The sequence below is a fragment of the Fibrobacter sp. HC4 genome, assembly GCF_023373925.1.
GTDB lineage: Bacteria > Fibrobacterota > Fibrobacteria > Fibrobacterales > Fibrobacteraceae > Fibrobacter.
This window is the reverse complement of the sequence record NZ_JALCZV010000014.1, coordinates 1-13,280: the sequence shown is the minus strand read 5'-3', so window position 1 is coordinate 13,280 and position 13,280 is coordinate 1. Positions and strand designations below refer to the sequence as shown.

The following is a 13,280-nucleotide window of genomic DNA, read 5'->3' as shown; positions in this document are numbered from 1 at the left end:
TCTAGAAAAGGCTGAGCTGTTCGCCAGAGTTGGCGGGCTCGGCTTTTTTATTGTCTGAACTTTCTGCGGCGGCTCCATCGGCATTGGAATCGTTTGCAGAAATCTGTTCCAGCAGCCAGGCCTCGTCGTGGACGGGGATTCCCAATTCATTTGCCTTGGTAAGCTTGCTGCCTGCAGCTTCGCCTGCCAATACCCAGCTGGTCTTCTTGCTTACAGATCCGCTGACCTTGCCGCCATTCTCTTCGATAAGTTTGCGGGCCTCGTCGCGGTCCATGGTGGGCAATGTTCCTGTAATGACTGCGGTCTGCCCGGCGAACAGAGTCTTGATAACTCCCTTGAATTCGGTGGGGCAGCCCAGCTCCACCAGCTCGTCGATTTCGGCGGTGTACATGGGCTTGTGGAAAAATTCATATACGGAATTGGCGATGACTAGTCCGGCGTCCTGAACTTTTAGCAGTTCTTCCATGGGGGCGGTGCGGATGGCTTCTAGCGTGCGGAAATGCTTTGCGAAATTGCGGGCGCTGGTACGTCCGACGAAACGGATGCCGAGACCGTGGAGCAGATTTTCGAGGCTGCGTTCCTTGCTGGCCTGGATGGCGTCGAAGACGTTCTTGGCGCTCTTCTTGGCCATACGTTCCTGGCTTTCCAGGTCTTCTTGCGTAAGGCGGTACAGGTCGGGAATCCGTTTGATTTTCCCGGTGGCGATAAGACTTGCGATAAGACTGGGCCCCAGGTTTTCGATGTTCATGGCTTCGCGGCTAACGAAGTGTTCGAACAGACATTGTACCTGAGCCTGGCAGTGCAAGTTTTCACAGCGCAGAATCACTTCGCCTTCGATGCGGGTGAGGGGCGTGCCACATTCCGGGCAGTTGGCAGGGGCGGTTACGGGGAGGGCTCCTTCGGGGCGCAATTCCTTTTTGACGTCGGTAATCTTGGGGATGATTTCACCGCCCTTTTCTACACCGACGGTATCGCCAAAGTGGAGGTCCAGTCGAGCCACTTCGTCAAAGTTGTGGAGGGTGGCGCGCTTGACGGTTGTTCCTGCCAGACGGACTGGAGCCAGGTTGGCGACGGGGGTGACGGCACCGGTACGCCCTACCTGGAATTCTACAGAAAGCAGGGGCGTGTAGGCACGTTCCGCCTTGAACTTGTAGGCGATGGCCCAGCGGGGGCTCTTGCTGGTGGTACCCAATGCGCGCTGCTGGTTTAGATTGTTCAGCTTGACCACCATGCCGTCGATATCGAAGGGGAGGTTATCGCGGTCGGCGCCAATCACTTCTGAAATCTTCATGATTTCGTCGGCGGTGTTGGCGGTCCAGAACTGGTTGGTGTTAAAGCCCAACTTCCTGAGCTGTTCCAGGTTTTCTTGATGGGTGGCGTTGCCGCTCTGGGGAATATGGTAGGCAAAGAAGCGCATGGGGCGGGTCTTGCATTCGCTGACGTTCTTCAGCTTCAAGGAACCGGAAACGGTGTTGCGGCAGTTCTGGAAAATCTTCTTGCCTTCAAGGATCAGCTGTTCGTTCAGGCGGTCAAAGGCCTCACGTTCCATATAGACTTCACCACGGACTTCGAATGTTCCCTGGGGAATTTCTGACGGATCCAGTTTCAACTTCTTGGCGTCAAAAAATTCAGGAATGTCGGCGATGGTCAAGGCGTTCAAGGTGACGTCATCGCCCTGGGCGCCGTCGCCGCGGGTAACGGCCTGCTTCAGGCGGCCATTTTCGTAAACCACACTAAGGCTGACGCCATCGATCTTTCGTTCACAAATCCACTTCGCGGTTCCTGCCTTGAGGTCTGAGGCACTAGCTTCCTGCTTCTCGTCTGAATCCCGTCTCTCACCTAAATCCTCCAGCCCTCTTTCGGCGGCTTCCACGAATTCCGCCATCTCTTCGGCGCTGTACACGTTAGAGATACTGAGCATCGGCACGGCATGGGTCACTTTGGCAAAGTCGTTGGTCAGGTCGCTGCCCACGTTGCGGGTCAGGCCGCTGTAATTTCCCAGTTCAGGATATTTCTTTTCAAGCGCTTCCATCTCCTTGAGGCCAAAGTCAAAATCCTGGTCGCTCATGGGGGAGACGCCTTCCTTGTAATAAAGGCGGCTGGCTTCTTCCAACTGAGTCTTCAGTTCAAAATATCGGCTGCGGTCAATTTCCTTCTGATCCATATAAACCCTGTTTTTAAAGTATGCGTTCCTGAACTGATTAACCCATATTTAGAATAACATTTTTACGCCGATGCCAATGAGGATGATTCCTGCAATAATCTCGGGAATCTTGGTCTTGAACTGCTTTGCGGCACGGCGGCCGATTTCGTAACCGATAACTCCCATCATAAAACTGGCCACGGCGATTGCCGAAGTGGCGAACACCATGTTGGCGTTAATAAAGGCGAATGAAATTCCCACGGCAAAGGCGTCGATGCTTGTGGCGACGGACATGAGCAAAATGTTGGCGACGCTCAGGTTCTTGGCGCTGGTCTCTGCCGCCTCGTCGCTACCACGGACTGCGCCCCAGATCATGCGGCCGCCCAGAACGCAGAGGATGGTGCAGGCGATGGGGGTGCCGATGGAGCTGAACCAACGTTCTGCAAAGTTGCCCAGGAAATACCCCAGCAAGGTCATGCCGCCCTGGAAAACTCCAAAGGAAATAGATTGAAGTAATGCCCTGGAATAGGGGATCCCTGTCTTGCTTAAACCCGTAGCGATGGAAACCGCGAAGCAATCCATGGCTTCTACAATGGCGATAACGATGATTTCGATAATACCCATAAGACAAAAAATAGAAAAATGGTATATTTCACTTTATGATGGGAGTTCGTTTTAAGTTTTTAGTCGGTGTGTTTGTGCTGGTGAGCGGCCTGTTCGCTCTTGATTTTGCCTTGCCCGAAGTAACCCCGGAACTTAAGACCAACGCCCGTGAGTTTTTCGATGACGAGTGCAAGGGCTGTCATCGTTGGGCCCGAAAGTTTGCCGCCCCTCCCATGCACGACAACGCCGCCCAATACGAGTCTAACCCCCAGGAACTGGTGCAGTACTTGATGCACCCCACGCCCAAGCACCCCGACGAATGGCCTGCCATGGACATTACGCCCCTGACCGAGCCCCAGGCCAAGATGATGACGGCCTGGCTTCTGTACCTGCTAAAGAATCCCGATGACCAGACGAGGCCCAAATGAAGTTTCTGGGCTTGGCATTTGCTATTGTCTGTGCCTTCTTGCTTGGGGATTTCCTTTGGAGCCAGAGCCCTGTGGATTCTCGGGTAGGAAACGCAAACTTTAAAGACAACGCAATTCCCTTCGATCATCAGCTTCATGGTGACTCCATCGGCATGGACTGTGCCGCCTGCCATAGCGGATCCCGTTCCGGTGGGCGGGCCCTGCTGCCTTCTAAGAGGGACTGCATGGATTGCCACCGCCTGCCTTTAACCGAAAGCGAAGGCATCGAAAAGCTGGATGAAGTTTTGGCCAAGGCTCCCGAAGAACCCTGGAAGGTGGTCCCCAAGCTGCCGGAACATGTGGTGTTCCATCACGGCGTCCATAATGCCGCCGGCGTAAAATGTGCCGATTGCCATGGGGGTGTCGCCCGCAACAACTACGGCGGCGAAAAGTTCGACATGAAGTCTTGCCTGCAGTGCCATCGGGGCGAAACATTCCAGGATCGCCAATTCAAGAAGGCGGCCACTTACTGCGCCGCATGCCATAGGTAATTTTATGAACCGTCGTGAATTCATTAAGGCATGTTCTCTGATGGCTGCGGCCGGCCTGCTGTTTGGCTGCCGCAAGATTCCCTTTGTGGGGGAGACTCCTTCGGCCCCCAGCCTAAAGCGATTCCAGGACGAAGTCAAGCTGGCCCTTTCGAAGGCCAAGGAAAGTTTGAACCTGGTGCGAGTCAATGCGCCCGGCTCATTGAAGGTCGCCGGAGCCTCCCACGTCAACCGCTTTGGCATGGCCATCGACCTGGATGCCTGCGACGGTTGCGGCAAATGCATTCTGGCTTGCAACCTAGAGAATAATGTGCCGCTGGTAACCGACGAAGAAGCCGCCGCCGGTCGCTTTATGCATTGGATCGAACCACACGGAGCCGCCCCCTTTATGTGCGCCCACTGCGAGGACGCACCCTGCGAAAAAGTTTGCCCCACAGGAGCCGCCAACCACACACCCGACGGCGTTAGCGCCATGATGTACAAGCGTTGCGCCGGCTCCCGTTTTTGCGGAGCCAACTGCCCCATGCATGCCCGCAAGTTCAACTTTAACGATGCTCAGAAAATGGGACTGGCTCACCAGTTCAATTCTCAGGTTCCCCTCCGCGAAAAAGGCGTCATGGAAAAATGCAGCCTTTGCCTCCATCGCCTTCAAGATGACCGCGCCCGCTTCAAGACCGAGGCCGCCCTTTTGCCCAATGGCGGTGAATGGCTTGGTCGCGGTGTAAAGACCGCCTGCGCCGAAGCCTGCCCCAAGGGGGCGATCGTTTTCGGAAACTGGCTAGACGAAAAGTCGCCCCTGGTTGAGGCCACCCGAAACCGTCAACTGTATGCGCCCAAGGAACTGGCTGCCTTTGGTCCGTCTGTTGTCTACATGATGGGGAAGCGCTAGTGCAGGGTTGGACTATCCAGAAAATCTTGTTCTACGTGGGCCTGGTGCTGTTCTTGCCTGGGCTTGCCGCCTTGGGCTATACCCTTTACGAAGGCCCCGCAGCGTGGGCCACCGATGGCAACACCTTCTGGGGAACGCCCATCGCATTGTTCGTTTTCTGGATCGGCCTTGCCCACGCGGGTACGCTGATCTCTGCCATCTTCTTGGCGCTGGGCGTGCGCATGGACCGCCGCACCGCAGTGATTGCGGAGCTTTCGACACTCTGCAGCCTGGTGATTGCGGCGCTGTTCCCCCTGATGCACCTGGGCGTTATGGAAAACTTTTATATGGTGGCCCCCTTTGCCGATGCCCGCGGAAACTTTGCCAACCTGCGTTCGCCCCTGGTCTGGGATTTCTGCTGCATCGCCGTTTACGGCACCCTGTCGCTGGTCTTCTTCTTTACCCATTTAAAAAGCAACGTGGTTCCCGCCCTGGCGAAACTCCGCCGCCCTCTGGCCTGGCTGCTGTTCCCCCTGGTGCTGTGGGTGCATACCATCGTAAGCCTAGACTTTGCCACCACCTTCGTTCCCCAGTGGCAGGGGGCGTTCTTCCCCATGTACTTTATTGCGGGGGCCATCTACTCGGGGCTGGCTCTTGTGAATGCGCTGCTCTGGGCCGAAGGCTATCGCGTGCGTCTGCTGGAACGCCTGATGCTCTGCTGTTCCTGGACCTTGATCGTCATCTGGTTCTGGGATTTCTTGCAGAAGGGTGAAATCTGCCTGCCCGCTGTAATCCTTGCCGGCGTGATTCCCCAGCTGCTTTGGGTGGAAGCCATTCGCGATAACAGGACCTTGCGAGCCCTGGTGAACTTCTGCATTCTCTTTGGACTGTTTGCGGAACGCCTCTACCTGCTGATCCCCTCCATGAACACCCGGGATGGAATTCTGCACTGGGCCGATTACGGCCTCATGTCGTTCTCTGTGGGGCTGTTCATCTTGATGTTCTTCCGCCTGCGTAAAAAGCTGGACTCCTACATTGCTGTAGACAGCGCCTACTTTGGCGAAGTGGACGGCAGCGAGCTGGCCCAGAACGAAACGCCCGAAATCGAAGAAGACAACAGCTACAAAGTCCCCTGGACAACCGTGGAATTCAAGATGCTCCGGATGCCGCTGCTGGTGGGCATCCTGTCGGCGGTCCTGTTCTGCGTCTGGAGCTTTGACCAGGAAGTCTTCGTAAGCGCCGGGGCAGGCTTTGTAAATGTGATCCCTGTGCTGTACCCCATCGTGGCCCTGGTGACCACCTTTTTGCTCTGCCTTAAGTTTGTACGTGAAAACCGGGTTTTCCCGAATTTTGGGGTTCGCGGGAAGGTACTGCTAACCTTGATGATCATGATTGTGGCGCTCCTAGGGGGAATGCTTTATGGAGGCGGCTCCTCTACGGCGGCAAGCGTTTCTGACGACAAACCCTTAAGCGTTTCGGCCAACAGCCACAACCCTGTGCTGCTGTGGAATTCCCGCTGCGCCACATGCCACGGCGCCGATGGAAATTTCAACCAGAAGTTTGTTCGTGAATATTACCCCGTGCCTCAAAAGCTGGACCTGGCCCGCATCGATTCCCTGGGCCTGGATTCCCTGACCGCGGTTATCATGAACGGGCGCAACAACATGAACGCCTTTGGAAATCGTATGACCCAGGCTGACGCCCACGCCCTGGCCGCCTACATGAAACAGCTGGCGGAACAAAAGGCCGCCGTTGAACCCTCGGACAAGGAGGCTCCATGACAACCTTGCCCAATGCCTTGGCTTGCGTCTTTATTCTGGGCTGCGCCACTTTCCTCTGGCGCAAGAATTCCGGATTCTACAAGAACGGCCTGCTGCTGGCCTTCGCCCTCTTGCTGTTCTGCCTGTTCTCCTTCTTCGCCTTTGACGGAAGCCTGGGCCCGGCCGGAGAAATGTACCCCTTCCGCATGATGGGCCTGTGCCTCTGCTTTTCTACAACGTCGCTGCCCAAGTACCGCCGCCGCTATCTGGTGCTGGCTCAAGGGCTGTGGTGCTGGATCGAACTGTTCGGTGGGATCTCGTTGTACTACCGCGGGATGGATGTGGCCTGGACCCGTATTATAGCGCTTGTTGGGATGACCTTCTGCAGCACCCTGCTCTCTAGAATCTCTAGAGAAATGGAATTCTGCCTGATGGTCTTCTGGATCGCTATCTGGATTTTCTTTTAGCTGAAATATCCCTTAAATGCTTTTCAGTCAGCTTGCTCAGGGCTGTGGCCTTGTCTCGCTTGATCTTCAGTTCGCGGGTCTTGAAAAAGTCCAGAACCGTGGTGGGGTGGCATGCGGTAAACTTCATCAAGTTGCTTACGGGGAGCGTCGTGTAAAGCACGTTCCACAGCGGATGAACGCTGGACTCTGCCTTTAAGAATTCCCCGTCTATAACCTTGAATAAATCGTTAGACGTACCTGTTGCTTCTCCCAAATCATTTTCGTTGGCGTGGGCCACCAGATAGGGGACGCTGAACATCTTGCCTCCGGCATGGGCCATGCGCAAACTATAATCCATGAGCCTGAATTCCTTGGGCAATGTCAAGTCGAAAAGTCCGGTACGCTGGATAATGCGCCTAGAGAAAACGCCGATCAGGGGGATGGGGGCCGCCACGTAGCGCAGTTCCTCTTCTTCGCCGATGGGGCTGAACCCGCGGCTGCCATCTACGGCCAGTCCGCCAAAGAAATGGTCACGGGCCTTTATGCGGGGGGCGAAGGCGTCTACCATGGGGAAGCTGTCGGTCTCGATGGCCAACTCGTTCAAGAAATCTCGGTCGATCTTGATGGAAGGGTGGGCGAATACGATCCACTCGGCTTCCAGCTTTTCTAGGTCGCCGTTCCAGCGGTCGGTATGGAACCAGCCCAGGGCCGGGTCTGTAAAAGGGGGAGCCCAACGGTCGAAATCTTCGCCAGGTTCATCAAAGACAAAAACGTCGAACTGTCGCATGGGTCAACTGCCGAAAAATGCGGGGCTAGAAATTCACGCGGAGGCCAAGGCGGTGTTCGATGCCAAGGCTCTCGGCCAGGTAAGAGAAGCTGTAGTCCAGGGAGAACAGGTTGGCATTGTAGCCCAGACCTGCGCTAACCATGTGGGCATTCTGAGTTTCGTCGGGGCGGCTCTCGGATGCCATCAGTTCCTTGGCGTCGCGGATCAGGTCTAGCCAGGCGCGTTCAAAACCCACTCGGACTGCGAAACTCTGGCCCAGGGCGTATTCGCCACCCAGACTCAGGAACGCCTCTTGATAGCGGGGGAAGTCGCTGTCGGCAAAAACCGTAAGGCGGGGGAGTGACTTGGGCCTAAAGTAGGTGGACACGGCAAAAGTCTGGGACATGGGGTAGTATTCGTTCTCGCCGTCATCGACATAGTCGCGGAGCAGGGAGCCGAAGTCCCTGGCCATAACGGCAAACCCCCAGCGCTTGGAGTCGGATTGCCAGGTAACACCCCAGTCGAATGCCGCACCGACAGCCATACGGTCGCCAGCCTCTTCGGCCAGCTTGTCGGTGGCCACCTTCGCCGTTGCGCCGAAGCTAAAATGCTTGAGGGGGAACGAAATAGAGGCGGTAATCAACTGGCTAAAAGGCTTGTATTCTATATGGGTGGCTTCGCCCAGTTCGTCGTAACCGTCGATGGTGCCGTAATCCAGCCAGTTGTAGGAAACCTGGAAAATATACTTGTCGTAATGCCCTGTATAATAAAGGCTACCCTGATTTTCGGCCAGGTCGCCTGTTTGCCAATGGGCGGCCACAACGTGGTTCTTGCCCTCTGGGAGCCTGACCGAAGCCGGGTTGATCTGTACGATAGAAGGGTCGGTAGAGGGCAGGGCGCCCGCCGACTTTTCGAGAGCCGCATTGCGGGGGCTGTCGAAGGTGTTTATGAAGGAGAAGACCTCTTGACCCGCGTCGCCCTGGGTAAAATAGGCGAAGCTACTAGACGGAATTGCAACGGCCAATGCCAGTACGGGTAAAGAGAATCTGGAAGTCATGGTCTAAATTTATAAATAAATTCCAAGGTCTGTCTTTACAAAACGGGAAACCTTTAATATATTTGGTCTCACTCGGGCTACTAGCTCAGTTGGTAGAGCAACGCCCTTTTAAGGCGTGGGTCGAAGGTTCGAGCCCTTCGTAGCTCAGGAAAGGCCGGTTTCGAGTAATCGGAATCGGTCTTTTCTTTTAAATAATCGGGGTGTAGCTCAGCCTGGTAGAGCGTCTGCTTTGGGAGCAGAATGTCGTCAGTTCGAATCTGGCTACCCCGATACAAGAAAGGCACCCCCTAGGGGTGCCTTTCTTGTATTTGTGCAGTCAGTAAGAGACGGACGAATCAGTTCGATTGAAATTGTCGAGAGCGAAGCGAACATTTTGGCCATCTGGCTACTCCGATACAAATGGACCCCTTTATGGGGTCCTTTTTTATGCTAGATTTGGCGCACTATGACAAAGTTCGAAAAGAAAGTCTGGCTGTCTAGCCCCACCATGCATGGTGACGAAATCAAGTACGTTCAGGAAGCTTACGAAACCAACTGGATGAGTACCGTTGGCGCAAACATTAACGAGGTGGAACGCCTTGTAGCCGAAAAGGTTGGCTGCAAGTATGCCGTTGCCCTGAGTGCCGGTACCGCCGCCCTTCACCTTTGTGCAAAGCTGGCCGGCGAAGCCCTTTACGGAATGCCCAAGGTGGGCGAGGGCTCCCTGAAAGGTCGCAAGGTTTTCTGCAGCGACATGACTTTCGACGCTACCGTGAACCCCATCGCCTACGAAAATGGCGAAGCCGTGTTTATCGATACCGAACGGGATACCTGGAACATGGATCCGGTGGCCCTGGAAAAGGCCTTTGAAATTTATCCCGAAGTCCGCCTGGTTGTCTTGGTTCACCTGTACGGAACCCCGGCCAAGGTAGATGAAATCCGCGCCATCTGCGCAAAACACGGTGCGCTGATGATCGAAGATGCTGCCGAAAGTTTTGGGGCCAGCTATAAGGGAACGCAAACCGGTAATTTTGGTGACTTTAACGCCATCAGTTTTAACGGAAACAAGATCATTACCGGAAGTGCTGGCGGTATGTTCCTGACCAACAGCAAGGAAGACGCTGACAAGGTCCGCAAGTGGAGTACCCAGAGCCGCGAAGCTGCCAGCTGGTATCAGCACGAAGAAGTGGGCTTCAACTATCGCATGAGCAATGTGATTGCCGGTGTTGTCCGTGGACAGATGCCTTACCTTGAAGAACACATCGCCCAGAAAAAGGCCATATACATGCGCTACAAGGAAGGTTTCAAGGGATTGCCCGTTCAGATGAACCCCTACGAATCCTGTAGCGAACCCAACTTCTGGCTCAGCTGCATGATTATCGATAAGGAAGCCATGTGCAAGCAGGTCCGTGGTGAAACCGACGCCCTGTATGTTCATGAAGCGGGCAAGAGTTGCCCCACCGAAATCCTTGAAAAGATTGCCGCCATGAATGCAGAAGGCCGCCCCATCTGGAAACCCATGCACATGCAGCCCATCTACCGCAGCCATGCCTTCATTACCGCCCAGGGTAATGGCCGTGCCCGCACCAATGCCTACATTGCCGGTAGCATCGAAGACGTGGGTGCCGACATCTTTGAACGTGGCCTGTGCCTGCCCAGCGACAACAAGATGACCCCCGAACAGCAGGATGCCATCATCGCAACTATCAGGGATTGCTTTGATGTACGCTAATTGTTTCAAACGTCTAATCGACTTCTTCTGTGCCCTGGCTGCCATCATCTGCCTGAGCCCGGTGCTTGTGGCTCTTACGATCCTCGGTGCGATCAAGATGGGGGGCAATCCCTTCTTTACCCAGCCCCGCCCGGGTAAGGACGAACGCATCTTTAAGCTGGTCAAGTTCCGCACCATGACCAATGCCAAGGACAAGGATGGAAAACTGCTCCCCGATGACGTTCGCCTGACCAAGTACGGCAAGTTCTTGCGCAGTACCAGCCTCGATGAATTGCCGGAACTCTTCAACATTCTCAAGGGTGACATGGCTGTAATCGGCCCCAGGCCCCAGCTGGTTCGCGACATGGTCTTTATGACTCCGGAACAGCGCAAACGCCACACCGTGCGCCAGGGCCTTAGCGGCCTGGCCCAGATTAGCGGCCGCAATGCCATTACCTGGGAAGCTAAAATCGATTACGACCTTGAATACATCAAGAAAATCACCTTTATGGGGGATGTCAAGATTATCTTGACCACTCTCAACAAGGCCTTCATCAAGCGCAGCGACATTACCGAAGAAAACTGCGATACCGCCACCGACCTGGGCGATTACCTGCTGGCAAGTGGCCGCCTGACTCAAGCCCAATACGACGAAGGCCAGGCCCTAGCCAAAAAACTCATCGCCGAGATGTAGTAAACTAAAAATGTCCGGCCATCTTCGTGATGTGCCGGGCGAACTTTATAACTAATGAGAAAGTGCGAGGACAAACCAATCCAGCGGTATCAAAAACGCCGCTCCTGCAAAATACAGATTAGCGCTAGAATCATCATTAGATTTTTTATTCAAACCCACATCCAAAAGTAAAACCGTACCCAAAGTCATTGCGATACCAACGTAATTCATTATCTTGGAAGTTCTTATCGATTTCTGGTTTGTTTCATTCCCTACCATTACATCGCCACCAAGCGTGTAGCTATCTATAGACATCTGATAATACCGATTAGATTCATACAGCAGCAACCAATCTAGAGGGATAGACGCGATAATCGCGTTTCCAGTTTTCGTCACCCATTCAGGAGTCGATTCCCTATCTGTATCAATCCAAAGAGGTGCAGTCAAGGCAACAGAAAGCAAAAAAGCAAGCCCGCCAATAGCTAAAGTCGCGGCAGAATACCCCATTATTTTGGATTTAGTCAAATACCCGCTGGAATATTCATTTTGCTCTAAAATATTATTTATTTCTTTTGTCGTCGAGACCGTATCGCCGTCTAGCGTATATCTCCAGCCAAAACCTAAAAGCACCCACGCATTCGGGCTAAAATAATCAATGCGATGCGATGGTTCGTCCTGTATTGTTTCTTCTGCCAGTTCCTCTTGTTCACCAGGTAACACCTGCGCAAACAACGCGCAGGGAATCAGAAACGTTAAGATGATCGTTCTAAGTAGGTTATTCATGCACATTCACTAGAAAATATTGTACAGAACAGAAAGACCAATACCACCGATAAACTGGACTTGTTGATTTTTTAATAGAGGGTTTCTCATAAACCATATTCATTAGTTGAAGATATAAATATACATTTTTTTTCGTATCGACAGTTACATCTTAAGCACAAAGTTTCTGCAAGCGATATGCAATCGGACTCATATACCCTAGGCTGCTATGCAAGCGTTTGCGATTGTAGAACAGTTCGATGTACTTGAACAGGTCCTCCCTGACCTCATCAATATCGGCATAGGATCTATGATGGACTTGTTGCTTCTTCAAGCTGGCGAACAAGCTCTCCATCGCGGCGTTGTCGTACGGGCTGCCCGGCGCGCTCATAGAAGGCTCTATGCCAAAGTCATTAAGCAAATTACGATACCCGCGACTGCTGTACTGCGTGCCGCGATTAACTACGGCCAGATAGACCCAGCCAAGGTTCGTGCGGATATACGTGATATCGCCACACCAGTACTGGTTCAGGCCGAACGGTGCGAAATTACGTTGTAGCAAGTTCTCCGCATACATCCCGTCGCTCTTGCCCGGTCTCGCGCATGATACGGCGTAGTTTGTACTCGTTAATATCTACGGAACGGTCGTTAAGTTCCCTCAGGAGCTTTGTGCAGCCGTAGATGCAGAAGTACTCCTCAAATACGCTGCGGACTGTTTGCACGAGGTCTGCTTCACGCTGCCGCCGTTCTTCCTCGTAAGTCGGGAGGTTGTTCTGTTTCCTGTATTCATAAATGGCATAATTTTAACTTCCACGGTGAAAAATAACCTGGTTCTTAAATCGCAGTCAATGGCCGCAAATTAGGCTTTTTTTTATGATTTTTACGCTTGTAGCTGAACAAATGAGTAAAATTTGAGGCATTTGCTGTACAAATTGGTAGCTAAAAAGTGGGGAAGGGCACCGGATTGCATCCGAAGGGGTATCCCCAAAAGCGGAAAGTGCTTAGGATTGCGTCCCAAGGCAAATTCATTGCACGGGATAGTGCGTGGGATTGAATCCGAAGGCGAATTCATCGCACGGGATGGTGCATAGGATTGCGTCCCAAGGGGTATCCCTTGCGCGGGATAGTGCATTGGATTAAATCCTATGGCAAATCACACTTTTGGGCTGCCAAATTATGTAGACGGAGGGGTATAACCCCTAAAAAATGGTTTAAAGCAGGACAACAAGCGCTAACTATATAATAAAAGCTGATGGTTCAAAAACCACCAGCCTTTTTCAGAGTGTCATCCTGAACGCAGCCGTAGGCGGAGTTGAAGGATCTAGATGTCAAAATCACTGCATTTCTTTCTGCAGTCCAAGAACTTCTGCTTCGGAAATTGCGACTAATTCAACGATTTCCGCAATGGACATTCCCTTAGCAAGCATCCTACGCGCGACAGCCACCTTTTCTTCGCCCCGTGTTTCTGCTCGACCCTTCTCAAGTCCCTTCTTGTAGCGAATGTTCAGTTCCTGTTCGAGAGTCATATAAGCCTTCTTTGCGACTGGGTCATTGCGA

Annotated in this window: 14 protein-coding genes, 2 tRNA genes and 1 pseudogene; 9 read left to right on the top strand and 8 right to left on the bottom strand. The window is 53.3% G+C overall.

Annotated elements, in window-relative coordinates; all coding sequences use genetic code 11:
* Position 1: 1 nt before the first annotated feature.
* Both ligA and MMG03_RS10120 read right to left on the bottom strand, forming a co-directional pair.
* Positions 2-2,164, bottom strand: a complete 2,163-nt coding sequence (gene ligA, locus MMG03_RS10125; protein ID WP_249506196.1) for an NAD-dependent DNA ligase LigA — start codon at positions 2,162-2,164, stop codon at positions 2-4.
* Positions 2,165-2,212: 48 nt separating this feature from the next.
* A complete protein-coding gene (locus MMG03_RS10120; RefSeq protein WP_101478991.1) occupies positions 2,213-2,767 on the bottom strand; it encodes a manganese efflux pump in 555 nt (184 codons plus the stop codon).
* 35 nt (positions 2,768-2,802) lie between these two features.
* Here MMG03_RS10120 and MMG03_RS10115 point away from each other — a divergent pair, with 35 nt between their 5' ends.
* Genes MMG03_RS10115 through MMG03_RS10095 form a run of 5 tightly spaced genes read left to right on the top strand, consistent with a single transcriptional unit; the run spans position 2,803 to position 6,796 of the window.
* On the top strand, positions 2,803-3,174 hold the full coding sequence (locus MMG03_RS10115; protein ID WP_073237955.1) for a hypothetical protein: 372 nt from the start codon (positions 2,803-2,805) through the stop codon (positions 3,172-3,174).
* Positions 3,171-3,704 carry a cytochrome c3 family protein gene (locus MMG03_RS10110; protein WP_073161425.1) on the top strand — a complete coding sequence of 178 codons (534 nt, stop codon included), beginning with the start codon at positions 3,171-3,173 and terminating at the stop codon, positions 3,702-3,704. The genes MMG03_RS10115 and MMG03_RS10110 overlap by 4 nt, the downstream gene beginning before the upstream one ends.
* A 4-nt stretch (positions 3,705-3,708) precedes the next feature.
* Complete coding sequence (locus MMG03_RS10105; RefSeq protein WP_249506195.1) at positions 3,709-4,590, top strand: 4Fe-4S dicluster domain-containing protein; 882 nt, start codon at positions 3,709-3,711, stop codon at positions 4,588-4,590.
* Positions 4,590-6,350 carry a c-type cytochrome gene (locus MMG03_RS10100; RefSeq protein WP_249506194.1) on the top strand — a complete coding sequence of 587 codons (1,761 nt, stop codon included), beginning with the start codon at positions 4,590-4,592 and terminating at the stop codon, positions 6,348-6,350. The genes MMG03_RS10105 and MMG03_RS10100 overlap by 1 nt, the downstream gene beginning before the upstream one ends.
* Complete coding sequence (locus MMG03_RS10095) at positions 6,347-6,796, top strand: hypothetical protein (RefSeq protein WP_073161427.1); 450 nt, start codon at positions 6,347-6,349, stop codon at positions 6,794-6,796. The genes MMG03_RS10100 and MMG03_RS10095 overlap by 4 nt, the downstream gene beginning before the upstream one ends.
* Here MMG03_RS10095 and MMG03_RS10090 read toward each other — a convergent pair.
* Together MMG03_RS10090 and MMG03_RS10085 are read right to left on the bottom strand one after the other, a co-directional pair.
* Positions 6,777-7,562 (bottom strand): hypothetical protein, encoded by a 786-nt coding sequence (locus MMG03_RS10090; protein ID WP_249506193.1) that lies wholly within the window; start codon positions 7,560-7,562, stop codon positions 6,777-6,779. The genes MMG03_RS10095 and MMG03_RS10090 overlap by 20 nt on opposite strands.
* A 25-nt stretch (positions 7,563-7,587) precedes the next feature.
* Entirely contained in the window at positions 7,588-8,598 is a 1,011-nt protein-coding gene (locus tag MMG03_RS10085; protein ID WP_073161429.1) for a PorV/PorQ family protein, read from the bottom strand.
* A 74-nt stretch (positions 8,599-8,672) separates the two neighbouring features.
* Here MMG03_RS10085 and MMG03_RS10080 point away from each other — a divergent pair.
* From MMG03_RS10080 to MMG03_RS10065, 4 genes are all read left to right on the top strand, one after another.
* A tRNA-Lys gene (locus MMG03_RS10080) sits at positions 8,673-8,745 on the top strand.
* A gap of 49 nt (positions 8,746-8,794) precedes the next feature.
* Positions 8,795-8,868: transfer RNA gene (locus MMG03_RS10075), tRNA-Pro, on the top strand.
* 175 nt (positions 8,869-9,043) lie between these two features.
* Positions 9,044-10,309 (top strand): DegT/DnrJ/EryC1/StrS aminotransferase family protein, encoded by a 1,266-nt coding sequence (locus tag MMG03_RS10070; RefSeq protein WP_249506192.1) that lies wholly within the window; start codon positions 9,044-9,046, stop codon positions 10,307-10,309.
* Complete coding sequence (locus MMG03_RS10065; protein ID WP_112132508.1) at positions 10,299-10,982, top strand: sugar transferase; 684 nt, start codon at positions 10,299-10,301, stop codon at positions 10,980-10,982. The genes MMG03_RS10070 and MMG03_RS10065 overlap by 11 nt, the downstream gene beginning before the upstream one ends.
* Before the next feature lie 51 nt (positions 10,983-11,033).
* On the opposite strand, the gene MMG03_RS10060 is transcribed toward MMG03_RS10065, so the two are convergent.
* From MMG03_RS10060 to MMG03_RS10050, 4 genes and pseudogenes are all read right to left on the bottom strand, one after another.
* Positions 11,034-11,744, bottom strand: a complete 711-nt coding sequence (locus MMG03_RS10060; protein ID WP_073287181.1) for a hypothetical protein — start codon at positions 11,742-11,744, stop codon at positions 11,034-11,036.
* A gap of 151 nt (positions 11,745-11,895) precedes the next feature.
* Complete coding sequence (locus tag MMG03_RS10055) at positions 11,896-12,300, bottom strand: integrase core domain-containing protein (RefSeq protein ID WP_249506191.1); 405 nt, start codon at positions 12,298-12,300, stop codon at positions 11,896-11,898.
* On the bottom strand, positions 12,272-12,517 hold the full coding sequence (locus MMG03_RS16300) for an IS3 family transposase (protein WP_369077391.1): 246 nt from the start codon (positions 12,515-12,517) through the stop codon (positions 12,272-12,274). The genes MMG03_RS10055 and MMG03_RS16300 overlap by 29 nt, the downstream gene beginning before the upstream one ends.
* Before the next feature lie 540 nt (positions 12,518-13,057).
* Positions 13,058-13,280, bottom strand: a pseudogene (locus tag MMG03_RS10050) (hypothetical protein); the annotation flags it as partial.

Coding starts and splice junctions, on each gene's coding strand:
- ligA (WP_249506196.1), bottom strand. CDS start 2,164: ATGGATCAGAAGGAAATTGACCGCAGCCGATATTTTGAACTGAAGACT.
- MMG03_RS10120 (WP_101478991.1), bottom strand. CDS start 2,767: ATGGGTATTATCGAAATCATCGTTATCGCCATTGTAGAAGCCATGGAT.
- MMG03_RS10115 (WP_073237955.1), top strand. CDS start 2,803: ATGATGGGAGTTCGTTTTAAGTTTTTAGTCGGTGTGTTTGTGCTGGTG.
- MMG03_RS10110 (WP_073161425.1), top strand. CDS start 3,171: ATGAAGTTTCTGGGCTTGGCATTTGCTATTGTCTGTGCCTTCTTGCTT.
- MMG03_RS10105 (WP_249506195.1), top strand. CDS start 3,709: ATGAACCGTCGTGAATTCATTAAGGCATGTTCTCTGATGGCTGCGGCC.
- MMG03_RS10095 (WP_073161427.1), top strand. CDS start 6,347: ATGACAACCTTGCCCAATGCCTTGGCTTGCGTCTTTATTCTGGGCTGC.
- MMG03_RS10090 (WP_249506193.1), bottom strand. CDS start 7,562: ATGCGACAGTTCGACGTTTTTGTCTTTGATGAACCTGGCGAAGATTTC.
- MMG03_RS10085 (WP_073161429.1), bottom strand. CDS start 8,598: ATGACTTCCAGATTCTCTTTACCCGTACTGGCATTGGCCGTTGCAATT.
- MMG03_RS10070 (WP_249506192.1), top strand. CDS start 9,044: ATGACAAAGTTCGAAAAGAAAGTCTGGCTGTCTAGCCCCACCATGCAT.
- MMG03_RS10065 (WP_112132508.1), top strand. CDS start 10,299: ATGTACGCTAATTGTTTCAAACGTCTAATCGACTTCTTCTGTGCCCTG.
- MMG03_RS10060 (WP_073287181.1), bottom strand. CDS start 11,744: ATGAATAACCTACTTAGAACGATCATCTTAACGTTTCTGATTCCCTGC.
- MMG03_RS10055 (WP_249506191.1), bottom strand. CDS start 12,300: ATGTATGCGGAGAACTTGCTACAACGTAATTTCGCACCGTTCGGCCTG.